Below are 23,371 nucleotides of genomic sequence, written 5' to 3'. Positions count from 1 at the left end.
ATCAGCTCCCGTGGTTAAGCCAGTAGGCATAGATAGTGATGGCAAGGCCTCCCGCGAGCACAATGACTGCGGCGGTACGCTGGACCCACTTCGATGCACCAAACCGCGCCAGGTGTCTCCCCAGGAACTGGAAAGGTGCTGTCTTTCCGATAGCGCGAATCACCCAGGAGATTGCCAACAGAAGGATGGCTGTGGCCGGGTATATACCAACCCCTAAGAGATTCATCTCTCCGACCGCGAGCTGATAGATGAATGCCAACAGCATGGCTACCGCAGTCAATACAGCTACAACCTTGGTCCCGTTTCGCCAGTCCCACGCTCGACGTGCGTCACTGGTAAAACTCACCATCGAGACAAGGAACGGCATAAATGGCAGGTTCATGCTGGTGGGTTTATCCATGAATGCGTCAAGACCCACAAACATGGCCGTCATCACCACATAGAACAACAGGGCGGGGACAAGCATGTCGCGTAAAGACCGAACCTGGTTGGCGTTCGCGTTTTGAGTATTCGTCGTCATTGTGTTTGCCCCTTCAACATTCCCCATAGCTGACGGTGAAGATCAGCGATTACCTTGTACGTCCCCTTCACTGCTGGTTGCTCAAGGGTCTTGAGCATCCACAAAGCAATAAACAGGCTGGAAAGCAGTGCCACCACCAACTGGATGTTGTGGCTACTCAAATAGACGGCATAGCCGTTTAGGCAGGCACTCAATAGCAACCAGACCCTGGCCGTCATCAGCCCCCAGCGGTGATAGGTCACGAGCAGGTAGGCTGTTACGACAGAACAGAGTGTCATGGCACCAGAAGTGGCTAGGTAAACGACCCATGTACTGGCCTCGCCAGTGACGTAAGTGCCACCAACGGAGAAGGACAAGCCAAAGATCCAAATTGCTGCATTCCGGAGTAGGGCATCAACAATGATGTAACTAGCAGCGAGATTGATAATTCCGCGTTTTAGCATTACCCCCTCCCGTTATTCTGATACCTGCCCAGCTCAGCTCTGAGCCTATTAATTTCTTCCGTGGCTTCGGCCAACTGCTCCCGATACTTCTTGAACTGCTGATATGAATGCCAGGACTGTCCTTTCGATACTGACTTCGTGATGGCGGCGACCTCATCCGGCGTCAACCGGGTGAGCTGCTCTTCCGGATAGATCAGGATGGTGTTGCTGTCCCAGTCAAAGCCTGCGTGAATAGCTTTCACCCCCACTGTAGGGGTTCCACCAATCCCACCTGGCTGGTGGATGACAAGCCTCAAAGGCGCTGAGGCCTTGTGTGGATGAAGGCTATCGAGAGCCTCTTTTGCTTCTTGTAACTCCATAGATTCACCTCATAGTGAAATCAGGCCCCGGAGAGCCTGACTTTCACATGTGAAAGTTAATTTGCCTTCTGCTGTCTGGCAGAAACCCTCAAGGCCAGCGCCTTTTGCATGTCGGGCTGCTGGAAACGCACCTTGGTCCGATCAGGCCAACTGTCCATTTCATTGCACCGCAGGGTGTCTATGGCCGCATCACGGTAAACCTGATAGAAGTCGGTTCCACCTATGGAGTTAATTGCCATCATGGCGGCAAACATCGGGTTACTGTTCATGACGCTTGTAAGAGTCTCGGGGGTCATTGGGGTGTCGCATGACTTGTTGAGGGCAACCAGCAGGTCATTACCAACCAGGGCACAGGCAGCGCATACCTGTTTGGTATCATCCAAGGCCTTCGCGTATTCGTTGTTTGGCTGAGGGACGCTTGAGCAAGCCGACAGGACAAGCAGCCCCGCCAGAAGGCATCCCAATTTAGTTGTAATCTTGATCATCAGTTCTCACTCCACTTTCACATGTGAAAGTTTTTATTGGTTCGCGGAGTCGTCTTGTTGCGACTCAATCATCATTTTTCGCATCACGGCCATGATGGCTTGCGCCGGTTGAGCGCCGCCGAGAAGCTGGCTCTTGCCGGTATGGTTGTCCACTACAAAAGTGGCTGGTGTCCCGTTGACGCCATAGCTCTTGGCTTTCTGGATGTCAGCTTCAACCTTGTCTTCGTACTTTCCTGAGCCGAGGCACTCCCGGAACGCATCCAGATCAGCACCAACACCAGTGACAACAGAGGCCAGGTCAGCAACACCGCCACCATTCCCCTGGGTATGGTGGAAAATGTCGTTAACGAAGACCCAGAAGCCACGGTTGCCCTTCTGCTCAGCAATACATTCAGCGGCCAGAGCTTCCTTGTGAGCTGCCGGGTTATGGAAATCGAGAGGCATGTGCTTCCACTGCCAATTCACATTGCCTTTGCTGGCATCCACAATTTGTTTGGGTGTGTCGTGGAATCGCTTGCAGAATGGGCACTCCATATCGGAGAACTCCACCAGCGTGAACCGAGCACCAAGGTCCCCGTAGATGTGTTTGCCTTCTTCGACCTTCTCAGGTGCTGCCTCGAACTGGGCATACTTCTGATCGATGTCGGCTTGTTGTTTCTGCGCGACAAACTTGTTGATGCTTTCGGCCACAGCAGCTTCAAACTCTGCCTTGCTTTTGAAGGTGACGCCTTCGGCATCCTTCACCTGGTTGACCGTAGACTTCACGTTGGCGATCTCTTGCGCCAGATCCTTCTCTTTCACGAACTGGTAGATCCCGAACCCGGTTCCTACGAGCCCCAAAAGAATGGCGGCAACAACCCCGAGACGTAGTGATTTGGTACTTTGTTCTGTCATATCAAACTGCTCCTATCAGTAAACTTTCACAGCGCTGAGTTCTTGCACGAAGGAACTGGCTTCGAGCTTCGCTCGTTGGGTCAGTCGCCGGATGATGTCTTCGGTTGGTGTGTAGTCCACCAAGTTGCTCTGGTGGATGACGTCTCGCGCCACGGAGTTCAAACTACCCAGGCCATCAATCAGCCCAATGTCTTTGGCCTGCTCCCCGTTCCAGAGCAATCCAGAAAACACCTCTGGGTCGTCTTTCAGTCGATCACCCCGCCCAGCCTTCACTCGTTCGATGAACTGCTGGTGGGTTTTCGATAGAACGCCCTCCCAGAATTTCTTCATGTCAGAGGTAAGAGGGGAGAATGGGTCGAGAAGCGCTTTGTGCTCTCCGGAAGTGATAGCCCGGCGCTCGATGCCGAGCTTGTCCATCAAGCCGGTGAATCCAAACCCCGAGCTGATGACGCCGATAGAACCGACAAGGCTGGCGCGGTCAGCATAGATTTCATCCGCAGCAGAGGCGATGTAGTAACCGCCAGAGGCACCGATGTCATCAATGATGGCGTAGACCTTTTTCTCCGGATGAAGGGCTCGCTGCGCCTTCACTTCGTCATAAATCCGTCCTGCTTGAACCGGGCTACCGCCAGGGCTGTTTATGCGAAGCACGATAGCTTGTGAGTTCGGGTTGTCGAATGCAGCTTGGATGGACGGGATAAGGTGATCAGCATCGGCCAGAGTGCCAGCAGCAATTTCACCACGGATGTTGATATACGCGGTGTGAGGGGCTCCTGCCTTGGCGCTTTGCCACGGCATCCCACCCGGATTAGATGCCAAAATGATGAAGCCGATCATGAGAAGCACGAAACCAGATGCGCGAAGCACACGCAACATGGTCCGCCAGCGCCGGTCTTTCACCTGCTCTTTATGCAGGGTGAACATGTACTTCTCAATGAGTTCTTTCTCCCAGGGGATCTCTTTGTTTTCTGCCATTAGTTTTTCCTTTTGCATGTTTCGATTATCAGTCCCCAGAACTCTTCATCAGCGCTATCAGCCCGGTCTTTGACTTTCTGGTAAACAAGGTTGGTGTTGAGCTGATGCTCACGACAGAACTGAGCAATGTTGCTGTAGGTCCTGTCCAGATAGGTGAAGGGTTTCCCTTTACCTTTTTTCTTGGCGAGGATGAGCTTCCACTCATCATTGGAGAGTTTGTCTGCGGCCTTCCCGGTGTCCGCAATGCGCCTACGCACCGTTACCGGATCAAGTCCATGTGCTCTGGCTATGCTGGCAACGCAGTTGAACTTCCGACCGTCAATCATGACAGTAGGCAAATCACCAGCGGCAGCCTCCTTGAATCGGAAACCTCTGTAACCTGGTTTGAAGATCCCAGGAGCAAGTTGCTCACGGAACTCGATTGCTTGTTCTGACCTGACAAACTTGCTGTCGATTTTGCCGAGCATGTACTTAGCCCGAGCGATTACCTGGTAAAGCGTCTTCTCCAGGAGCATGGCGTCAGCAGCTCGACTCGGAAGACCTATGTCGTCTTCTTGCTCGATACCCAACATTTCTGCATGGCTGGAGCCTTCTGCATGTCGGAAACAGCCGTCGTACTCAAAAAGAAAGGAGGCCAAACCTCCTCTCAGCTTTGCTTTGAACCGGGTGTTGGCCGCGTTCTCTGGCGCTGGTGCCAGCTCGGACACTTCAAGCCCTAAATTTGCGGCCAACTTCCGCAGGTCTTCCTCTCCAATTCGGCATCCAGGCTGCATAACCTGCGCCAGAGCAGATTCATCAGCACATCCGCGTTCTTTCAGCTCAGCCAAGAGGTAGGGAACTCGTACTACCCCCATAAGCTCAAGCTCCCTGAATCGCGTGGACCACCAGCTCACAGAGTTTCCCGTACACAGGAGCAAGGCAGAGTGAAGCCATCACCATGCCAAAGGCTTTCGATGGAGCCTCTTTGGCGAACTTGGTCAACCACGGCATCATGCCGCACAGAGCAGCAACCATAGCGCCAGCCACCCCCAGGGAAGGGAATGCCATCACTTGGGCCAGAATGAAGAAACACTGGGCGTATGCCGCATGGGTCATCGCCTTCTTATCTGCTGCCGTGAACTCCACGGCATCTACGCTTTTGACTTTTTCCATCACATTGTCCTCATGCAACATCAGGTTTTCCGAAAAATTTCTCATACACTTCGAGGTCGAAGGCCAGCATGGTCTTTGCCGCCTTTTCACTAAGCTGGTGGAGGCTAAGCATCTGAACCTTGTCAGTGCCGGTCACTTGCAGATCCACCGCGAACCACGTCCCACCTTTGGTCACGGCCAGAACTTGCACCGCCCAGGGCTTATCCAGTCGTTCGGGCGGAGTGATCATGTTCGACACTTTGGCGACCGTCGCGGTTGAACCTACCCAGTGCTTGTCGAACGCAATGACGTTCAACGCTTCAAACGCATCCTTCGCAGCTTTAAACCGGCTCCGGACAGCATCTTGTTGCTTCCAAGCCATGAACTGGAGAAGGGTCATTCCACCAGCCATAAGGGTGAGAAAACTCAAGCCATTGGCGGCAGCTACGACCGTCGCTACCAAGGACCCCAACATGACGAAGCGGTTATGTTTAAGCTGGGCCACTATTCACCTCCTATACCAACCAGCGTACAGGACTTTTCAAAAATGCAACCCCGCCTAGCTGCCCAATTCGGGCAACCCTGATTCAATCCAGAACTTTCACATGTGAAACTTTCCGCCACAGGAACAGGAGGTTTTTACCTGACCAGAACGGATGGATTGATAGCGGTGCCACAGCTTGACCACTTCTTTTTCGCTGAGAAGGTTTGTCTTGATGTAACGGACTCTATCCCCGTCCGCTGTCTCAACAACGGTTCGGACATAGCCGTACTTGGCAACGGGTGCCTTGTACTTGTGTGACAGAATTACCCGGTAAACCGAGAGCTGGATAATGTCCGACTCATAGATGTGGTTTACCTGGCGCAGCTTGGTGTCCAAGGGAATGAGAACCCCATTCTTGGTTTGGTACACCTGATCAACCCTGCCGTGCATGGGCACCGGCTGTGTGGTTGATATGTCCTGTTCGGACAAAAACAGAGTGGCCGAGCGCAGCTCATAAGGCATGTTCTCTGATTTCCACCACGCCCAGGTGTCTCCAATGCCGCGTTTGCGCCATTGGTCCACTTTCGCAATGACGAAAGGGGCGATGATCAGGACGAATATCCAGAGAACTGGCTTCATGACTACCTCCGGCCCCTAAACCACTCTGGATGATTGGATACATCCATGCTCTTAACCTGTGATGAGAAGACCAGTAGCTCTTGGGTCGTCAGGACGGTCTCAGGAGCCCGAGCGATGAAAGGTCTCAGCAATTCAGAACCCGCATAGATATTGATGACCATATGCAATCGCTCTGTTGCTCCAGAAACTCTCCGCCAGCTCCGGTAGGTTTCTGTTGATTTGGCATAGCCAACCAAGGCAGGAGCCAGCGTGTCGGACTCCTTCGTATTCAACTTCCCTTTTGCTGCCTTCGATACGAACTCAGCGATCACCGAAGCCAGCATGTCGGAGGTAAGGTGAAGCGGCAGCTTTATCGTGTCGAAGTCAGCCTGCTTGATGGTGAACAGGCGGATGTGATCGTTGCGGTAGTCACGCACATAGATGACATGACTCTCAAATGGGTTGGAGTGGTTAAAGGCATCCATACCCCAGCCTGCGGCCTCAAGATGTGCGTTTGATACTGACTTGTCGTAATCAAATTCCACGCTATTACTCTCCGTCTTGTCGTTCAGGAACTTTCACATGTGAAAGTTTTCCGTCGGTCATGATGTCCAGGACGGCTTTGCCCAGTCTCATCCCTTTATGGTTTTGAACCGGGTCTCCCTTGTAGAAAAGTCCTGGCTCGTTATCGGGATGGAATACCCCGTGAGGAATGTTGTCGTGATCGCCCAGCCACATGCGTAGCCTCAGATCCACCAGCCACCCATCATCCAGGACAACCCAGAAATGCGGTGTCACGATGTCCTTGGTCTGTTCGTTTCGCACAAAGCCATACATGCAGTCATGAGGTACACCCGCTTCATTGAGTAGGTGGCTTACTGCCCATGTCATACCGTCACATTCCATCTGGCAGTCATCCAAGGTCATAAGGACGGCTTCCAGTTCCCGGTGCCACTCCGTCATTTGCTTGGCCGCAGGTTTTACCACCAGCTCGTTTTTGTTTTCTGCCAAGATGATGTCTTCCTCGTCAATATTGCATTCGTCTATCGCTTCCGAACGGATGGATACCGCTTCATCCCAGTCATCGCTCGATCCGAAAATGCTCCAACCCTCAAGACCGTAATTCACCCATACGATGAACCGCTTTATCGTTTTCATGTGCGGCCCCCTTTAACCGTGCAACGTTCCCACATACTCACCCCTTCAAACCGTAACCCCACCAAAAAGCCACTTCTTGATGATTTCCAATCAGCAGCGGCAGGTTGCCCCTGAACTAACCTCACCGAAAAACCACCTTTAGATTGCTTTCTGGTGCTTATCAAGTTCTCCTGAGTGATTAGTCGTTCTGAAAACTTTACTTTTCACAGTATCATTTTATAATACTGTAAATCATAAAAACAACCCAGTAAAGAAAAAAGAGCGACTTATGTTGAGACGAGAAAACCAAGGAGATTTGTTCGATGACCAGGTGGTGTTGCCATCACTGGAGTCGGTTCTTACCGGCATATCTTCCAGTCAGCGTTGTGACGATAGAACAACGTACTTCTCCGCTCCGGATGTGGACCTGAGTTTGTACGATCACATCATTGTTTGCCTGTCTGGAGGCAAAGACTCGATTGCTGCGTACTTGCGGCTGGTGGACATGGGTGTTGATAAGTCAAAGGTGGAGTTCTGGCACCATGATGTTGATGGTCAGGAAGGCAGTTCGTTGATGGATTGGGCCTTCATGCGTGATTACTGTCGTCAGCTCGGGGAAGAACTGGGTATCCCAATGTACTTCTCGTGGCTTGAGGGCGGCTTTGAGGGCGAAATGCTCAAAGACAATGCCTATAGCCACCCCCATCGTGTAGAGACGCCTGAGGGGCTTCTGGTGCTGCCTAGAGACCATAAGCGCTCTAAGCCTGGTACGCGCCTTCGTTTCCCTCAGCAATCGCCATCACTCCAAACAAGGTGGTGCTCATCAGCCTTGAAGATCGATGTTGGCCGCAGAGCTCTTAATAACCAGGAGCGCTTCAAGGGGAAGAAGATCCTTTTCATCACTGGTGAGCGCCGGGAGGAAAGTGCAAACAGATCCAAGTACAACCAGCTTGAGGCTCATGCCTGTGACAGAAGATATGGGAAGACTGCACGGTTAGTTGATGCCTGGAGGCCCGTTCTTCATTGGACTGAGGAGGAGGTATGGGAAGTAATCGAGCGTCACCGCATCCTGGCCCCAGTCCCTTATCGCCTTGGCTGGAGCCGGTCGTCGTGTATGACCTGCATCTACAACTCACAGCGTATCTGGTCCACGATCCGTCACTACTGGCCTGAACGAGCTGGGAAAATTGCTCAGTATGAACAAACCTTTGGTGTGACGGTATCAAGAAAAAAAATCGACGTAATAGATTTAGGTTCTGCTGTTGCGCCGATACAGATTAGTGATGTTGAGGCATTGGAGCAGGTATCCAGAGAAGATTACACGCTCCCGATTTTTGTGCCGGAGGGGCAGAAGTGGGTTCTCCCTGGTGGCGCATTTGGCCGAGAGGCCTGTGGTTCTGATTGATTTGTGCAGAGGTGGCAATGTTGGATTTTGTTTTTTTGGTGTTTTTGGGGTTGGGCATATCTACGGTGCTGGTGCGTCGGTCTTCCCGTAAGGGGATGGATCTTGAGCTGACATGGCTCCAGTCGTTGAAGGTCGTGCTGGTTCGTGGAGCTGTTGCATTGGGCCTGGGTTTTGGCATTGGCAGGCTTGTATTGATGGGGATGCAGTATGGTTTCCTGAGTGAGTCTGTCCTGAGGGAACATGCACTTGTCTCCGTAGCGGTGGTTCTGATCTGTGGGCTTGGTTCGTTCGTTGCGTTTCAGTGGATCATCGGGAGGATCTCTGGAAGATCGATCAGCGTCGTTTCTGTGATCAAAGCTGTGATGTACGAGTCTGGTTACTTTGTGCTGTCGATGCTTATCTTGTTGGTGATACTCGTCCTGTTCGGCCTTGCATACGAGACTTTTTTCTAAAAAAACAGTGTTGATTATTTTTTGTTCAGTGATCAAAAGGATAAATATAAAGATCTTTAGATCTTTGTATAAAGGATTAAAAACGGTTAAAGACAGGTTAGGCGTTCTAAATCACCACTCAACACATTGATATTACTGGTGTTTTCATATTTATTCCGTGCAACAAACCCATAGGTTGCCGTGCAGCGTTCCCATAGGTTGCCGTGCAACGTCCCCACATACCCTTGGATCTTATCCACTGTTATCCACACGGAACCCCTCTTTTTTCCACAAAATCCTTACAAAACAGAGCTTTCGTGCAGCGTTCCCACATATCAGATCTGGTGTTCGTGCAGTATTCCCACATGTCTAAGGTCATACGTGCAGTCGCCCCATATACAATTTTCTGAACGTGCAACGTACCCACATGTCAATTTTGGTCGTTTTTTGCACCGTGCAGCGTACCCACATATGATCGTGCAGCGTTCCCATATACCAAAACCCCGTTTATGCACAGGAAATGTGGATAACTTTTGGCCTCTTTTTGTGTGCGCGTGATCACTTTATGGACTATTAGAGTCATTTTGACTGCTTTTTTAGGTTTGTCCTGATCTGTCAATCTTTGTTCTGCTTCGTCAATCGTGCAGAGTTCCCATATATCGAGAGGTTCAGGACCTGCTTTCGTGCAACGTACCCACATATCAAATCTCATAACGTGCAGGTCCCCCACATCCTCACCCTTTAACTATCAATACCTTACGGGAACCACTCTACGGGAACCACTGGAGCAGCATGGCACTTATCCTTCGTCGTGGCTTACGCTTGCACGATACTGAGACTCAGCTTGCGACTACCGTGCAGCGATCCCATATATAGAGCCCCAGCCCACGCTGCATCTGGGGTCACGTTCGCTCTATCCGTGCAGCTCCCCCATATGCGGAGGCATTCCGTTTCCGGTCCTGCCTGGTGGGCGTACCTTGTGCGCTTTCTTCTGGCATAAAAAAAGGCGCTGACGCGCCTATCTTTCTTTTCCCTGGGGGGTGGGAGATTCTGGTGGCTATCTCCCCTTACGTTGGGGTTCATCAATGATGTCGTGGTCGATCATGCCGTGCTTGATGGCCCGTAGCTCTGTCTGCTGCTTACGCTTGTTGGACGCCATCACCTGCTTCACGAAGTTCTCATGAGGCCTTATGACGTACCGCACGTCGATGACTCTGCGGCCATCCTTGATCTGGTTCGCGTCGTAGTCGCTTATGACCTCTTGTTTGATGAGGGCCTCCAGAGCGAGCTTCATGGCTCTGACGTTCTCCGGCATCCGTGGGCTCAATTCACGAGGGCTCTGGGTCAGGAAGCTGATAAGCGATGGCGTGTACGGCGAATCTGGTGATGCTTGAGTCCAGTAGTGGCTCATTCGCTTGTAGATGTACCGTGCAAGAGGGGAGCGGATTTGCATTCCGATTTTGTAGTTGTACTGACGAAACGACAGATTCATGATCGATTCGTTTACCAGCGGGTTGAACTGCACATAGCACCTGGCGTTCCCGCCTTTCTTGCGAAACTCACCTCTGGTGGTCAGTCCCACCATCGGGAAGAAGCTGGAGCTGATGAAGGCTTCACCGTCATCACTGATACATTCGAGTGTTGCGCCACGACAAACCTGGATTGCTTCCTTGATTTCGTTCAGGTTGTACCCGTGACCCATCTTCGAGAGCTCTTTCTGGAGTTCGTACAGAGTGAACATGACTCCAGCCTTGCCCTCGATGATATGGCCTTTCCCGTTCACTGCGAGCTTGCGTAGAGCATCCTCAAGGATTTCCTCTCGCTGTCCCGCGTAGATCAGCACGGTTCTTCCGTCATCCTTCTCGATGATGGCTGGCTTCACCTTCACCGTGAAATGCTGGCCTCTGATGGTGCATTGTCGTGTCACTACAGCGTTGGATAAATCTTCATGCTCACGCTTTTGGTCCCAAATGTACTTCGGCAGCGCATCGTAGATCTCGATGGTGTTGGAGTAGTCGTCTTTCTTGGCCGGAGATTCAATGATCTCAAACAGGCTCATTTGCGGTGAGTCTTTGATTACGTCGAGTTTCTCCAGGTCTTTGTCTTTGGTTCTCTTGCTCATGATTGTTCCGTCGATACTTTCTAGCTGGTGGTCCATGCCGCCAGCATTGTCAATGCTCCCGCTGCTACCGTCGCTGAAAACACTAGCTGGTAGATGCGACGCTTAGCCCCCGCAGTGCCGCTCATAAAACGCAGGGCTGCCGCTTCATATCGGAAATGAGCGAACTCACCCCGAAGGGTGCTATCTGTCCCCTGTGGCGATTGTGGGCGCTTTGACAGGGCAGGGCGAGGATGGCTGGCGACTTTCTTGATCATCGCTTCACATTTCCCCAGTTTCGCCAATTCAGTGGCCGCTACAGATGCTGTCATGTTGTCACACCTCGTCGCTATGTGTCTTGTTTAGCTGGCGCTCGTACTCGTTTAGCGCCCGGCGAATTTTTGCTAAGGCAGTGGCGCGTTGTCTTAACACGGCATACCTGGTTTCAACTTGCTGGATCAACTCTTGTGCCCAGACAGGCTCTTTCTTGAAGTGCGACATGCTGTAGGCATGACCGCGACCCTTCTTGATATGTGTCGATAGAACCCTTTTCTTTTGTCCGGGAACTTGTTCGACAAATCTGTTGCGATACCACTCTGCAACGAGTGATACGCCTAGAATGCGAACCCGTGTACCGACACGCCCTTGTTCGTCCTCTGACGCTTCTTCACGCGCTGATTTGTGCGCGTTCCAGTACATGTCCGCTTCCTGCTGCGCCTCGACAGCAAGAACCGCTAAGGCGTGATCCAGTTTGCTCCGTACCTCTGCAACAAACTCTCGTCCCTCTGCCTCTAGCAGATCCTCTGTTATCTCGGATCGTTCTTCTTCGAGCTTCGGATCTAGCAGATCTAGCCATCGCTCTGTTGGTAGACTCACCTCAATACCCTCCCAATTCCTATCCAATTCCTATCCACATAACTATCTATCTGGAATTTAAAGCTGATTATTCCAATACTGGAATCTAGTTCTGTCACTAGGCTAACCCATCTTTGGAATTTGTCAAATTTCCCTCTATCTATCTGGAATCTTGATGCTCTTATTCTTTCACAGCCTCTTTACATATGAATCTATATTTAAAGATTCCAGATATATTGGATATGGCATCAAAGATTCCAAATGCCTCTTTACCACCGTCTCTCGATGCTGGAGGGCAAGCGGTTCTCGATGCGAGGGTAAGGTCTGTTTATCTGAGCCTATCCGTGCAGCGTTCCCATAGGTTCCCTTACTCAACGATCAAAAAGCCACCGAAAAGCAACCTATATGCCCCTTTTGGGCAATTACACAGGCCATCTGTCCCCGCTTTTAGCCTTATTCTCTATCCAACACGCGGCAAGCAATCGAAAAGCAATCTAAAAGCAATCTTTGGAGGATTTCATGAGTCAATTTGTTCTGGGTTTGGATATTGGTTACTCCAACCTGAAAATGGCAATGGGGTATAAAGGTGAGGAAGCTCGCACAGTCGTCATGCCGGTGGGGGCAGGTCCATTGGAACTGATGCCACAACAGTTAACTGGCGGTGCAGGGACCTGCATTCAGGTTGTGATTGATGGAGAGAAATGGGTTGCAGGCGTCGAGCCTGACCGATTGCAAGGATGGGAGCGTGAGCTTCACGGCGACTATCCTTCGACCAATCCATACAAGGCTCTTTTCTACGCTGCACTCCTGATGTCCGAGCAGAAGGAGATCGATGTGCTGGTGACTGGCCTGCCTGTTAGTCAGTACATGGACGTAGAGCGCAGAGAGGCGTTGAAATCTCGGCTTGAGGGTGAACACCAGATCACGCCAAAACGATCGGTAGCGGTTAAGTCTGTCGTGGTTGTACCTCAACCTGCCGGTGCTTACATGGATGTTGTAAGTTCAACCAAAGATGAAGACCTCCTGGAGATTATCCAGGGAGGAAAAACCGTTGTAATTGACCCTGGGTTCTTTTCTGTAGACTGGGTAGCTCTTGAAGAGGGAGAGGTCCGCTATCACTCATCTGGCACCAGCCTCAAGGCGATGTCGGTGTTGCTACAGGAAACGGACCGGCTAATTCAGGAAGACCACGGCGGTGCCCCTGGCATCGAAAAGATCGAGAAAGCTATTCGTGCCGGTAAGGCCGAAATCTTCCTCTACGGTGAAAAGGTATCGATCAAAGACTACTTCAAGAAAGCCTCAACCAAAGTCGCTCAAAACGCCTTGATCCCTATGCGGAAGTCAATGCGTGAGGACGGGATGGATGCTGACGTAGTTCTGCTGGCTGGCGGCGGTGCCGAGGCTTACCAAGATGCGGCCAAGGAGCTTTTCCCTAAGAGCAGGATCGTACTGCCCAACGAATCCGTGGCATCCAATGCCAGGGGCTTCTGGTTCTGCGGCTGATAGATAGGAGGTCGTTGTGGCTGGTAGCAAATGGGATGGAAAAATATCTAATCTGAACATATCGGAGCAAGCCTTTCCGGAGCTCTATCGTGAACTGTCCCAGATGCAGCATAAGGCGCGTAGTGATCGGCTCCGCGCCCTTGCTCTATTGGGTCTTTATTCTCTTCGATTTTCTGGCAACATTGGGTCTTTTGAGCAACAGAGTTCAGAGAGTCAACCTGCACAGCATCAAAATTCGCCAGTGCAGACTGACGCAAAACTGAACTCTCAACGTGATTCACTTAAAGGAAAACTGATGGGCTCCGTATGACATGAAAGACCACGAGGAGTTCTCTACGCTATCAGCGGCTGAACGTAGAGAGTTAATAATCGCAGAGTTAAAGCGTAAAAGCCGCATTCGCACCCTGTTGCGAGGACTCCCGTTAGATGAAGTTCGGGAGATCATTGACAGAATGAAGGGCGTTCTCAATGAACTGGAGGAAGAGTACAAAAAGCGAGAAGAAGAAGAAAAAGAAAAGCGAGCTCAGGCTGAGCGAATAATGAGCGACATGGAATCCTGCGGTGTGGACATCGGCTTGCTCAACGAAATGTTCACGAGCAGATCAGAACCTGATAATGCTAAATATTCAAAAGACGGAGTTTCGTGGAGTGGGCAAGGACGTCGCCCGGATGCTTTCAAGGGGTTGGGAGCTGTCGAGCTGGAGCGCTACCGTATCCCACAGAAGAAGTAAAAAAATGAGCGCCGCAAAGTTTGGGCGCTCATCTTCTGGTCCGAAATGTCATAGTCTACTCAAGCACACTCTTTCTCCCCACCACCATGCCTTCCTTGTTCTTTGCAGAACGGACATTCAACGCAGGTTCTTTGATTAACAGAGGTGAAGTACGTACACTTGCAGTTGTCGCACACCTCCAGCATTGCGTCCCCACTTCTCAGCTCCGAAGCAAGACACCAGGCATCAGTAATATCAAACGGAGCCCACCGAGCACCTTTCATTCCGGGCACTTCTTTGCGGATTGCGTGATACATTCTAAATGCCTTGTTCAAGGCTTTGATGTTCACAGACCGCAACACGGCTTCTCCACCAATGTTGAAGTAGAGCTGCATTAGAAGAGAGGCCTGTATCTTGGATGTGTGACTATGAATCAGTGTCGCACCACCCCGGAAAGTTCTGGATTTTCGTTCCAGAGTATATCCGTCCCTCTCCAGATCCTGGTAAAGCCGTCTGACCTGTTTGTAGGTCAGACCAGTCTCGATCATGATGATTTTTGTGATGTACCCAGCAAGGGCCATGTGTCGAGCTGTAACCCAGCGACCCAATGTACCAGAGTTGCCAATGTTCATCTCCACCTCCCACGTCCCTGTAGAGACTGTTGCAGTTTTTTCAATACCGGGTGTGTTAACTCTTCCCGGCTGTCATCGAGAATTTCTTCAATGATGCTCGGAGCAAAACGAAGCGTAAAATGCGTAACCGTTGTTCCAGACATGTGGCGCAACTGGCTGTCTGTTGCCTTAGCCACCAGCTCCGCAAGCTCTCTCGAAACCCCGAAAACTTCCTTTGCCATCTCCGGGTCTCTCGATGCGACGCGGTTAAATAGCAACCAGTAGGCAGCATCAAATTCATCAACACTATGGTTGATAAAAACTACAGGGTCGTAGTCGCCAGAGAGTCGCGTGATGATGTTCTGCTCTGCTGTTTCGAGTTTGAAAGAGATCAACACGCCAGAGGCCAGAGCTTCCAATTGGGAAGGTGTTGCCAGTGACAGCTTTTGAACGGTGTCCATGCCCAAAGAAAATTGTGAGGCCGCATCATCTGGACGTTCTTTTGCCAGAGTGGATAGCAGGTTCCACAATGTCAGATCGAACTCGTAGACGTTTCTATCAGCTTCTTCTTGATCGAGGTTGACGGCTCTTGCATCCCACGCACCAATAATATCCAGTTCCAACATTCCGCCCCCCTCACAAATCACGAAGGTTGCGATAGATAGCCAAGACTCGGCTACCATAGTTTCTGGCTCGGATTTCGTCTTCCCAGGCGTGATAGCGGCCAACGCCAAGCTCCAAGTCATTTGGAGATGACTGAATGGCTTCTGATAGCACCTCTGCCCCAACCATGACGTTGGTCTCTGGGTCGAGAAGATCTGCTGGAGAAGAAACTCTATGACCATTCCACCGGATGCTCACTTGCATAAACCCGACATCAATGGCACGACCGTACTGCTGCTGAAACTCAGCGAGCTTAGCCTTTGCCTGATCTTCCGACTTAGCATAGAAAGGAAGCCCAGGAACGCGAAGCGTCCAAGGCCAAGGACTTATAGAGCCATTACCTCTCCCTGATGCAGATTCGGCCAATGCGACCGAATACACTAGAAGAGGGTCGAGGTTATATGCTTTCGCTGCTTTGTCGAAGATGGTTCCGCTCAGGTCAATAGCATTCGCTGTTGATGAAAGGAGAGCCGCAGACAGAACTAGCGCCTTGGCTTTGTTCTTCATCAGCTTGCCTCCTTATGTCTGAGGGGTATTTCGTGTTCTTCGTCGTACCGCTCCGGCCAAATCTCAGACGGCTTCACACCCAAAGCTGTAGCTATCTCATGTTCCCAGCGTGGACTGGGCTTATAGAGTGCCGTAGACACCACCTGCCGAGATGTTTTGTGTTTTCTGCCCAATGCGGCCAGAGAAAGCCCCTGGATCTTGAGTTTGTACTTGATCCACTCACGTTTCTTCTCTGGGTCGCTTGGGATGTCTATCAATTGGCATTTATCCATTGTTTGCCACCCTTTAAACTGCGTTGTTAGCCATACAAAAAGTGCGTTATTCGATGAACGCTTTTAGAGTTCTTCTATTGTCACAAACTGACACATTTTGCGCCTTTACAAGCCCAAATAATGATGCTGTCAACAATAAAAAACCTTTAAAAACATACACTTAACTTTGTACCGACGGAACAAAGTTACAATACTTTTAGTAATCAATGGGATACGGATATTTTTGCGATAGTAATGGAAAGTGCGCCAAAAGAATGGCGGAAATAGCGCACGGGGAGTGCGGTATTTTGTGATATTAAATAGCGTTTAGGTATAAGTGATTTTAGGGATACAGCGAGGGCTGAAATTGCGAATACAGCAGGAGCTGAGGAGGGCAGGGAAGGCAAAGGCGCATCCCGACCACACAAGGATGATGGTGTTTACAGAAAGAGATATTTGAGAAAGAGAACTCTGCGGTGTTGCAGATGGGGACCAAAGCGTTAGCAATGGCCTATTCCATAGTGTATGCGATTTGTTTGACATGTTCAACTATGTAATGCTTTGTCAATAAACGCCTTGTTCCGTAAGGGCAAACTTTCACATGTGAAAGTTTGAGGGCAAATTCTAATCGAAGAAGTTGCCAATGGAATGGTTGTTTAGCAAAAAATAGTCAAACTTTCACAGTTGCATTTTTTGATGCCGTGGTAAACTGGAGGTAAAGAGTAAGGGGGTTGATATGAAACATGTGGTCAATATTCTTCTGCTGGGAATGGTGCTTCTGGGAATAGCCATGATGGCTGACACACCTTGGGGACTTGGTGTGGCGCTGGCTCCCTTCGGCGTTTGGGGTGCTCGTTTCCTATTTCTGGTTCACAAAAGCCTTTGGGCTGCTGTTATCTTTTGGGGAGGGATCGCTTACTTCCAGTGGCAAGTTGCTTTGGTTGTCGGGGCTCTGTTTGGACTAACGTGCTTTATCCGCGTTGCGCGGTCAGCATATAAAGAGGCACCACCTACCCGGCGCAGAAAAAAACAAACTGGTGGGTTTCAAGATTCCTATGATTTTGACCAGCGCTTCCATATTGGAGCTGGAGACGAATAAGGGGGCCTGCTGGCCCCCTTATTATTTGGTTGGTCTTTTAGAACCTTTGATTTGCTATGTTGTACCCCCTGACGGCAGTCAAATAGCTACCTGAACGGTCTCCAGCTTCCGTCGAGTTCTGCAATACGTTTACCAGCTTGTCCGTAAACTCTTCGTTTTGCTGAGAAAGAACAGGCTGACCTCCTTGCATCATCGGTGAGCCATCCGGGTTACGTTCTGCATACTCCATTTTCAGATTCTGAACAGCCTGGTTCATGCGACCTTCGTTTGTGTCAAACGATTCGGCATAAACAGCGGCTTGGGATTCAGTCAGCCCATAACGGCTTTGAGCGATAGACTGCATCGTTTCTTTGAACTCATCACCGTACTGGTTCATAAACTGCTGCGCGGCTCCACCACCAGCTTCTGCGGCAGAGGATAGCGCTGCTGCATAGAACGCGCCGCGTTCCTCAATGCTCATCCCTTTAGCGGCTTCCGATAGATCAGATTTACCAGTTAACCACTCCTTCGCTGCATCATAGCCGCTTGCAGCAGCTCCCATGACGTTGCGGCCAAGTTTAGCCATACCGACCATCGCATCACCGGCCCAGCCAAACTCCTCTTGCACGGCCTGGTCGCCGCGTTGAGTGGCCGCGATGAATTGGTCGCGTTGTTCAGGTGTCATCGTTCTCATTTGATCCATCGCTCTTGAGAACGCATCAGCGCCAGCTTGACCACCAGCAATGAGAGCTCCACCTGCTTGTTCAGCTCTGCGGCCCATCCAATCACTGGAGTTGTCCCACGCTCCCCACGCCGAAGCGCTCCAAGACATTTCCGGAAGCGAGTTCATAAGGTTATCTTGGGCTTTTTTCAGTTCAGGAGCAGATACATTTCGCTCTGTTTGCTGTGCTTGGTTATGAAGAGCTGACGTACCGGCTGCATGTTCATTTTGAACAAGGGGGCTATTCGTTGGTAACTGCCCAGCTTCTGATGCCGGATTAGTTCCAGCCATCCCAGCCACATTCTCCCGGAATCCGGTTGGGATGTTAGGTCCACTGCCTACAGCCCCTTGAACCTGACCTGGTAGGCCTTGAACATTCGGGCCTTCAATGCCGTTATTTCCGTAAGCATCACCACTAAATGCTCCGTTGCGACCGGACGCGGTATTGATCGCCTGTAGTGCGGCTTGATACCCGCCAAGCTCCTTACCCTGTTCGTAATTTTTGGAGTTGGTCATTGCTGTCATTCGCGCTGCTGCCTGGGCCACTTGAGGAGACATTCCGTAGGCTTGGTATCTTTGCTGTAGTGAAGCCGCCTCGTCTTTAACCGATTGCGGCGCGGCATTTCGGAAATAGTCATTCAGTTGGTTCATGGCCGCAGGGGTTTGTGCTACTGCACCACCGAGAGTTTTAAAGTCGGTATTAGTCATGGAGCCCATTTGGTTTTGGAGCTGACTCATTGTTGTGAAGGTGTCCGATGCAGACACCAGTTCAGAAGCGGACTTGGATAGGTTCTGGGATAAGCTATCGCCCCAGGTTTGCTTGAATGACTCGCTTCCAGAACGGCTGAAACCCTGCGCTAATTGATTTGTCAACGCCTGGCTATCGGTTTGCGAATAGCTCACACCCTTCATGAACTGGGACACATCACTCGCTGACCAGCTTGAAGAGTCTTGAGTTGATGACTCTGTTGCTCCCTTCGCTTGCGCTTTGATGTCCAGGACATCACTGCCGCCGCCTGATTCGCCATTACCACCAGCAGGAACTAGGGCTGTACTGTTTGATTTCACACCAGCAGCGGCCTTCATTGCTGCCCTGGCCTTGCCAACCATAGGCATAAGCATGGACGCAGCTTCGTCAACATCGAGTGTGCCCATAGCCTGCATGGCAAAAGCACCTTTGACAGCATCAGAGTGGCTATCATCCACCTGGAACTTATCCATGAAGTTCTTGGCTTGCTGGTTGATCAATTGGCTTTGAGCTGTGTTTTGCGACGAAACGTTGCGCCCGACATTGGAGAGTCTTGAATAGGCTTGATCCTGACTTACTCCATCAGAAAAACCTCGACCAAGAGTGCTTTGGAAAGCCTCCGATTTCTGACTTTGTAATGCCTGTGCGGAGCTCACGCCTGATGCCAAGGTGGAGCCAAGCGAGAAGGTACTGATCATGCTTTCTGCGCCGTTTGCAATCGCACCACTGAACTGGTTGTGATTGTACGCTGGCTGACTTTGCATAACCGGACCTTGCTTGAGTAGATCTGGCGTTTGCATCTTTTCGTCAACGTGGTCAGAACCACTTATTCTCGATGCCAAGCTGGTGAAGGCGTAGGTGCTACCTGTGACGATAAACAGGGAAATCACCGGAGTGGCCGCAGCCAACATGCCGCCGGTTGCAATCCAGTGTTGCAGAACATCTCCAGTTGAGGAAAGAGCGTACATGGAGTTGAGACCACCAGCACTGAGGCTAGACATCTCATTTGACGCGGCGGTATGAACAAACAGGTTTATAATTGAGAGGACTGGCATCCATAGCTGAATCCAGAGGATGGTTTGTACATATTTCCCGGCTAACTGGAGGCCGAAGCTGCCCATCACGATAATAAAAGCAATGATCGGGGTTATAGCATAAATAAAGCCTTCAAAGAACGTCAGCATTGGTCGGACGACGGTCATGAACATCGACTGCTCTGCGGCCCACTGTGTGTTCCGTTGCTGAATAGCCTGGTTGACCATCAATGCAGAGCCATAATCCTGGAGGTCCTGATAACGTCCTGCTGCGGCTTCATAATAGAGGGGCTCCAGAACGGCGGCTTTCAGATAGTCGATTGATGACGTAGTTGTGGCACCCATCGCTTGAAGCGAATCGGTCAGCTTCGTTAGAGCGTTGTCTCCAGTTGACGTGTCAATACCCAGTAGGCTGTTAAGAGCATCAACAACAACCGGGCTGCTTAGGTTGGCGGTTGCAGTGCTAATAGCCACCCATCCGTCAGTACATGTGTAGTCAGCGCCGTCAGGGTTTGCTGTAGACAAATACAACCTAGTTCCGTAGAGCTGTGAGTTGAATCGCAAAGCTGAGTCAGTTGAACGGTTCATCAACTCATCAAGGGACATTAGGTTGAGATCGACTTTGGTTAACGTGCATTCCCGAATGTAATTGTTCCAGGAACGCCTCACGTCAACATAGCCGCCTCCATTTGCTGAGTTAAGCGCAGTAAAAACTCCTGTGTCATAGGCTCGCCGTCTGACGTCATTCAACAGTTTCAGTGTTTCGGAAAAGTGGCTTTCCGTGACATTGGGTACGATTACCCCATATCCAGTTTCAAACAAATTGGTGATGGTGTATCCCACGTTGGATATGACACCTCCAGCAAAGCCTACCCCAATAGGGACATTGGCGACGACTCGAACCTGCCCTGTATAAGCGTCCTCGATAGTCACAGTTGTGGTTGGGCCGAAGAAACAGGCATATAGAATCCAACCTACCAGCACTTGCTGGAGGTTGATTTGCTTTGCGCCCTGAAAGACGGACTGAATACAGATCATCAAGACCCCAAGAAGCAGGCCAATACTGACCATCTTCTCGAAATCCCCGGTGCCGGTGATCATTGATACTGCAATCAGGATTTGCTCCAGAAAAGCAGAGTCACCGATAGAGTGGATTGAAAAAGATCCCATTCCAATAGCTCCTTAGTTCGTGCTAGGAGGATTGGACAAAGTTGCCAGCATGTATTTTTGCTTGCGGATGTTGTCCAGTAGGTTGTTGTATTTCTCAATTTGGCTTGCCAGATCGCCGTATTGAGAGGACAGGATTGTGTATTCAGCACGGATTTGCTGTTGCGATTGCGCGAGAAGCTCTAGTGCCTCTTTCTTGTAGGGTGATTTGCTGTTAGCCATCGCAATGCGAGCTGCGCGGAAGAACTCTTCCGAGAAGCTATACATCATGGTCAGGGCTATCGCTCCTGATGACTCTGTTGCGAACAGGTTAGCGCCGTCCTGTGAAAGGACAGACAAGTTACGAACAATGGTGCCAATCCCTCCGGGGAGGTTAGAAACAAAGGCCTTTTCTGGGTCGGTTAAGGTTCCAGAGTTCGTTGCGTATTTGTAGATCACACCAGGTGTAGAGCTTGTTCCTAACAGCATATCGGTGATCTGGTTCTTGATACCTTTGAGCACGACAGTTTTATTGCTGGAGCCAGCACTCAGGCAGTTGGTCGTATCAGAATCACAGGAATAGATCTCAACAGAACCGCCTGAAATCAGGTCTGACAAGGTGATCTTGTTACCTGGTAGGGTCGTCAGAGGGGTTGTTTTCGCACCAGTGCCGGTTGAGTTCGGGTCGTTTACCAGATCACCAATGATGACTGTGCCGGTTAAAGACATGATCGCTTCAAGAAGGGTGTTATCCCCGTACTGGAACCAGGTGTTGGCGTTGTTGCTCTTGAGTTGCTTCCAGACGATGTTGCCAATCATCTTGTTGTATTCGTCAGGTTTGTTGGCTTTCAGTTCTTCCAGAGGACTCTTGCCGCTGGTTTCCTGCTTGGACCCGAAGAAGTCTTCATACAGGCCGGAAGTTGTCGCGGTTATAGAAGCATCAGTTTTGTGTTTAAGGTCCATGCCGCTGGTTAGGTCGTTCACGAAACCTTGAGCGAGCTGGCAGGAGTTGCCCAGATGTTGGTTGAGCGCTTGCACTTTCTTCTGGAAGTTCTCTATCCACTTCGCTCCGTCCGGGAAAACGTTATCGAGCGCAAGCTGGAAGGCATAGCCCTTGGCGTTGGCTGCTACAGCCCGAAGGAGTTGGACAATTTGATCCGCGTTAATGAAGGAAAGCGAACCGCCGAACAGATCTACACCACCGCAACCAGCTTTCCATGATGGAGGGGCAAAGCTCACCAGGTTCTCGTCGAAGATTCGTGTCTTTGCAGTGAACCGGCCACCAGCTAAAACGCCACGTCGTTGGCTTTCATAAACCCCAGGTGGTGTTGTGTTGCTCATTTCATTGAAGAGTTTGTCCATCTGTGATTGGAGGCCGTTAGCGGCTATCGCCCCTGTCGGTGCCATGACGAGACTGGCCGCCACACTCAGGGCAAGCAGGCTCCTTTTTAATGTCTTGTGCGTGACCATCTTAGTTCTCCTGTAATTTGTCCCGGATGTACTTCATGAGTTGTTCCGGTGGCACAAAGTTGTCTTTATCACCGCTCGCTTGAGATAGCTGTTTGAGGTCAGAGCCCAGCTCTGGTGAGGCCAAGCGTTCGGCTATGTTGTTTTCCAGGTTGAGTACCGGACGTGTACGGTTAAACTCTTCGTCTGTGACCCAACCATTGCGTTTTGCTGCGACCAAAATCCTGTGATTCAGCTCAGGAAGAGACATTGGCCCTTGTCCTATAGGAGCGAACTGACCGTCTGGAGATGCGAGGTAAACAGCAGGGAAAGTTACGATACCAAGTTGTTTGGCATGGCCTTCATCGGTTTTGTAATGGGGGAAAAGCCCACTGGGGAGTGGTTTGCCGTCCATAGATACAGGAATGATCGAGAATCCTTCTCCTTGTTCCAACATCTTGATGAGCGGTGCTTGCAAGTCACTGTAGTCATCGTCGGACTTGTAGAAGAAGAATATCCCTACGCGTTCGGCTACGCTTTTGAGTAGCATGTTTTTGGCGTTACCAGCGTCACGATCAACTTGTTGTGAGGCAAACGTGGCAGCAGGACGTCGAGTAATTTCATCCAAGAAAGGATCACCTACGACCGCCAGCTCTGTAGCATCGGAAAATTGTTCAGAGCGATCTATCGCAAATCGTTGCAAGTAGAGAAACGTCCTGACGTTTTCAACGGTAGGATTGTTCCAAGCAAGGTCTTTGTACTTGGGTAAGTTTTCCCGGAACCATTCCGCTGAGAACATTTCTGGGCCGCTCGGAAGCGGAGCAGCAGGCTTAGGCTGTGTAGGCTTCGCTTCTGCCACAGGCTTTGGTTTGGGCTTTTCGGGTTTTTTCTCTGGTTCTTTGGGCTCTTCCTTGTACCAGAACCAACCCTCTTCCTTTCGCTCATAAAAACCAGGTCTTGTGCCATCTTGAGCCCAAGCCTGGTGTGATGCCCCCAGCGTGAGCGCTGCAAGGAGCAGTAAATTCAAAGGTGATTTTTTCATAGTCTCACGCACGTATTTTCCCATGCTCGATATGGTAGAGGTGGGAGGCGTGAAATTAGGCAGGTGTAAGCGCCCA

The 23,371-nt window shown here is 50.7% G+C and carries 28 protein-coding genes; 6 read left to right on the top strand and 22 right to left on the bottom strand.

Annotated features, from left to right (window positions below; genetic code table 11):
- Position 1: 1 nt before the first annotated feature.
- The 12 genes from R7M72_RS22375 to R7M72_RS22320 all read right to left on the bottom strand — a co-directional run bounded on the left by R7M72_RS22375 (position 2) and on the right by R7M72_RS22320 (position 7,067).
- Positions 2–520: a nitrite reductase gene (locus tag R7M72_RS22375; protein ID WP_000210756.1), complete on the bottom strand. Its 519-nt coding sequence runs from the start codon at positions 518–520 to the stop codon at positions 2–4.
- Positions 517–963, bottom strand: a complete 447-nt coding sequence (locus R7M72_RS22370) for a Fe3+-siderophore ABC transporter permease (protein ID WP_000919345.1) — start codon at positions 961–963, stop codon at positions 517–519. The genes R7M72_RS22375 and R7M72_RS22370 overlap by 4 nt, the downstream gene beginning before the upstream one ends.
- Entirely contained in the window at positions 963–1,322 is a 360-nt protein-coding gene (locus R7M72_RS22365) for a hypothetical protein (RefSeq protein WP_000422768.1), read from the bottom strand. The genes R7M72_RS22370 and R7M72_RS22365 overlap by 1 nt, the downstream gene beginning before the upstream one ends.
- A gap of 56 nt (positions 1,323–1,378) precedes the next feature.
- Complete coding sequence (locus tag R7M72_RS22360; protein ID WP_000591074.1) at positions 1,379–1,807, bottom strand: hypothetical protein; 429 nt, start codon at positions 1,805–1,807, stop codon at positions 1,379–1,381.
- Positions 1,808–1,840: 33 nt separating this feature from the next.
- The gene (locus tag R7M72_RS22355) at positions 1,841–2,701 is read right to left on the bottom strand and encodes a DsbA family protein (protein ID WP_000139698.1); all 861 of its coding nucleotides are present in this window, start codon (positions 2,699–2,701) and stop codon (positions 1,841–1,843) included.
- A gap of 15 nt (positions 2,702–2,716) precedes the next feature.
- On the bottom strand, positions 2,717–3,676 hold the full coding sequence (locus tag R7M72_RS22350; protein WP_000829616.1) for a S49 family peptidase: 960 nt from the start codon (positions 3,674–3,676) through the stop codon (positions 2,717–2,719).
- Positions 3,676–4,530 (bottom strand): hypothetical protein, encoded by an 855-nt coding sequence (locus R7M72_RS22345; RefSeq protein ID WP_000539392.1) that lies wholly within the window; start codon positions 4,528–4,530, stop codon positions 3,676–3,678. Before R7M72_RS22345 ends, R7M72_RS22350 begins: the two co-directional genes overlap by 1 nt.
- Before the next feature lie 4 nt (positions 4,531–4,534).
- Positions 4,535–4,828 carry a hypothetical protein gene (locus R7M72_RS22340; RefSeq protein WP_001370730.1) on the bottom strand — a complete coding sequence of 98 codons (294 nt, stop codon included), beginning with the start codon at positions 4,826–4,828 and terminating at the stop codon, positions 4,535–4,537.
- A gap of 10 nt (positions 4,829–4,838) precedes the next feature.
- Positions 4,839–5,312, bottom strand: coding sequence for a hypothetical protein (locus tag R7M72_RS22335; RefSeq protein ID WP_000057877.1), 474 nt, complete (start codon positions 5,310–5,312; stop codon positions 4,839–4,841).
- 96 nt (positions 5,313–5,408) lie between these two features.
- On the bottom strand, positions 5,409–5,930 hold the full coding sequence (locus R7M72_RS22330; protein WP_000805800.1) for a hypothetical protein: 522 nt from the start codon (positions 5,928–5,930) through the stop codon (positions 5,409–5,411).
- A gap of 2 nt (positions 5,931–5,932) precedes the next feature.
- On the bottom strand, positions 5,933–6,454 hold the full coding sequence (locus R7M72_RS22325) for a hypothetical protein (protein ID WP_000393785.1): 522 nt from the start codon (positions 6,452–6,454) through the stop codon (positions 5,933–5,935).
- Between the two features lie 4 nt (positions 6,455–6,458).
- Complete coding sequence (locus R7M72_RS22320) at positions 6,459–7,067, bottom strand: hypothetical protein (RefSeq protein WP_000849071.1); 609 nt, start codon at positions 7,065–7,067, stop codon at positions 6,459–6,461.
- Positions 7,068–7,335: 268 nt separating this feature from the next.
- Between R7M72_RS22320 and R7M72_RS22315 the strand changes: the two genes are divergently transcribed.
- Positions 7,336–8,451, top strand: a complete 1,116-nt coding sequence (locus R7M72_RS22315) for a phosphoadenosine phosphosulfate reductase family protein (RefSeq protein WP_000946102.1) — start codon at positions 7,336–7,338, stop codon at positions 8,449–8,451.
- A 17-nt stretch (positions 8,452–8,468) separates the two neighbouring features.
- Complete coding sequence (locus R7M72_RS22310; protein ID WP_000883925.1) at positions 8,469–8,903, top strand: hypothetical protein; 435 nt, start codon at positions 8,469–8,471, stop codon at positions 8,901–8,903.
- Positions 8,904–9,939: 1,036 nt separating this feature from the next.
- On the opposite strand, the gene R7M72_RS22305 is transcribed toward R7M72_RS22310, so the two are convergent.
- Genes R7M72_RS22305 through mobI form a run of 3 tightly spaced genes read right to left on the bottom strand, consistent with a single transcriptional unit; the run spans position 9,940 to position 11,856 of the window.
- Positions 9,940–11,004, bottom strand: coding sequence for a RepB family plasmid replication initiator protein (locus R7M72_RS22305; protein ID WP_000044787.1), 1,065 nt, complete (start codon positions 11,002–11,004; stop codon positions 9,940–9,942).
- Positions 11,005–11,024: 20 nt separating this feature from the next.
- Complete coding sequence (locus tag R7M72_RS22300; RefSeq protein WP_000127321.1) at positions 11,025–11,312, bottom strand: hypothetical protein; 288 nt, start codon at positions 11,310–11,312, stop codon at positions 11,025–11,027.
- Positions 11,313–11,316: 4 nt separating this feature from the next.
- Positions 11,317–11,856 (bottom strand): conjugative transfer protein MobI(A/C), encoded by a 540-nt coding sequence (gene mobI / locus R7M72_RS22295; RefSeq protein ID WP_001447712.1) that lies wholly within the window; start codon positions 11,854–11,856, stop codon positions 11,317–11,319.
- A gap of 498 nt (positions 11,857–12,354) precedes the next feature.
- On the opposite strand from mobI, the gene R7M72_RS22290 reads away from it, so the two are divergent.
- Genes R7M72_RS22290 through R7M72_RS22280 form a run of 3 tightly spaced genes read left to right on the top strand, consistent with a single transcriptional unit; the run spans position 12,355 to position 14,069 of the window.
- Positions 12,355–13,338 carry a ParM/StbA family protein gene (locus R7M72_RS22290; protein WP_000077458.1) on the top strand — a complete coding sequence of 328 codons (984 nt, stop codon included), beginning with the start codon at positions 12,355–12,357 and terminating at the stop codon, positions 13,336–13,338.
- A gap of 16 nt (positions 13,339–13,354) precedes the next feature.
- Positions 13,355–13,648, top strand: a complete 294-nt coding sequence (locus R7M72_RS22285) for a hypothetical protein (RefSeq protein ID WP_000919078.1) — start codon at positions 13,355–13,357, stop codon at positions 13,646–13,648.
- A gap of 1 nt (position 13,649) precedes the next feature.
- The gene (locus R7M72_RS22280; protein ID WP_000651490.1) at positions 13,650–14,069 is read left to right on the top strand and encodes an H-NS family nucleoid-associated regulatory protein; all 420 of its coding nucleotides are present in this window, start codon (positions 13,650–13,652) and stop codon (positions 14,067–14,069) included.
- Between the two features lie 59 nt (positions 14,070–14,128).
- Here the strand turns inward: R7M72_RS22280 and R7M72_RS22275 are convergent, their stop codons facing one another.
- The 4 genes from R7M72_RS22275 to R7M72_RS22260 are packed head-to-tail and all read right to left on the bottom strand — an operon-like array spanning position 14,129 to position 16,101.
- Entirely contained in the window at positions 14,129–14,680 is a 552-nt protein-coding gene (locus R7M72_RS22275; RefSeq protein WP_001020646.1) for a FlhC family transcriptional regulator, read from the bottom strand.
- Positions 14,677–15,342 carry a hypothetical protein gene (locus R7M72_RS22270; RefSeq protein WP_002210562.1) on the bottom strand — a complete coding sequence of 222 codons (666 nt, stop codon included), beginning with the start codon at positions 15,340–15,342 and terminating at the stop codon, positions 14,677–14,679. The genes R7M72_RS22275 and R7M72_RS22270 overlap by 4 nt, the downstream gene beginning before the upstream one ends.
- The gene (locus R7M72_RS22265; protein ID WP_000790610.1) at positions 15,296–15,829 is read right to left on the bottom strand and encodes a transglycosylase SLT domain-containing protein; all 534 of its coding nucleotides are present in this window, start codon (positions 15,827–15,829) and stop codon (positions 15,296–15,298) included. The genes R7M72_RS22270 and R7M72_RS22265 overlap by 47 nt, the downstream gene beginning before the upstream one ends.
- Complete coding sequence (locus R7M72_RS22260; RefSeq protein WP_000356489.1) at positions 15,829–16,101, bottom strand: transcriptional regulator; 273 nt, start codon at positions 16,099–16,101, stop codon at positions 15,829–15,831. Before R7M72_RS22260 ends, R7M72_RS22265 begins: the two co-directional genes overlap by 1 nt.
- A gap of 715 nt (positions 16,102–16,816) precedes the next feature.
- On the opposite strand from R7M72_RS22260, the gene R7M72_RS22255 reads away from it, so the two are divergent.
- The gene (locus R7M72_RS22255; protein WP_000683483.1) at positions 16,817–17,179 is read left to right on the top strand and encodes a hypothetical protein; all 363 of its coding nucleotides are present in this window, start codon (positions 16,817–16,819) and stop codon (positions 17,177–17,179) included.
- 37 nt (positions 17,180–17,216) lie between these two features.
- Here R7M72_RS22255 and R7M72_RS22250 read toward each other — a convergent pair whose 3' ends face one another.
- The 3 genes from R7M72_RS22250 to traF are packed head-to-tail and all read right to left on the bottom strand — an operon-like array spanning position 17,217 to position 23,295.
- Positions 17,217–20,831 (bottom strand): conjugal transfer protein TraG N-terminal domain-containing protein, encoded by a 3,615-nt coding sequence (locus R7M72_RS22250; RefSeq protein ID WP_000534551.1) that lies wholly within the window; start codon positions 20,829–20,831, stop codon positions 17,217–17,219.
- A 12-nt stretch (positions 20,832–20,843) separates the two neighbouring features.
- The gene (locus R7M72_RS22245) at positions 20,844–22,277 is read right to left on the bottom strand and encodes a conjugal transfer protein TraH (RefSeq protein WP_000256129.1); all 1,434 of its coding nucleotides are present in this window, start codon (positions 22,275–22,277) and stop codon (positions 20,844–20,846) included.
- Between the two features lies 1 nt (position 22,278).
- Complete coding sequence (gene traF, locus R7M72_RS22240; RefSeq protein ID WP_000749520.1) at positions 22,279–23,295, bottom strand: conjugal transfer protein TraF; 1,017 nt, start codon at positions 23,293–23,295, stop codon at positions 22,279–22,281.
- Positions 23,296–23,371 lie beyond the last annotated feature (76 nt).

The sequence above is a fragment of the Vibrio sp. YT-18 genome (genome assembly GCF_033337345.1).
Classification (GTDB): domain Bacteria; phylum Pseudomonadota; class Gammaproteobacteria; order Enterobacterales; family Vibrionaceae; genus Vibrio; species Vibrio alginolyticus.
Note: the sequence above shows the minus strand (reverse complement) of the source record. Positions and strands in the feature narration are given on the sequence as shown.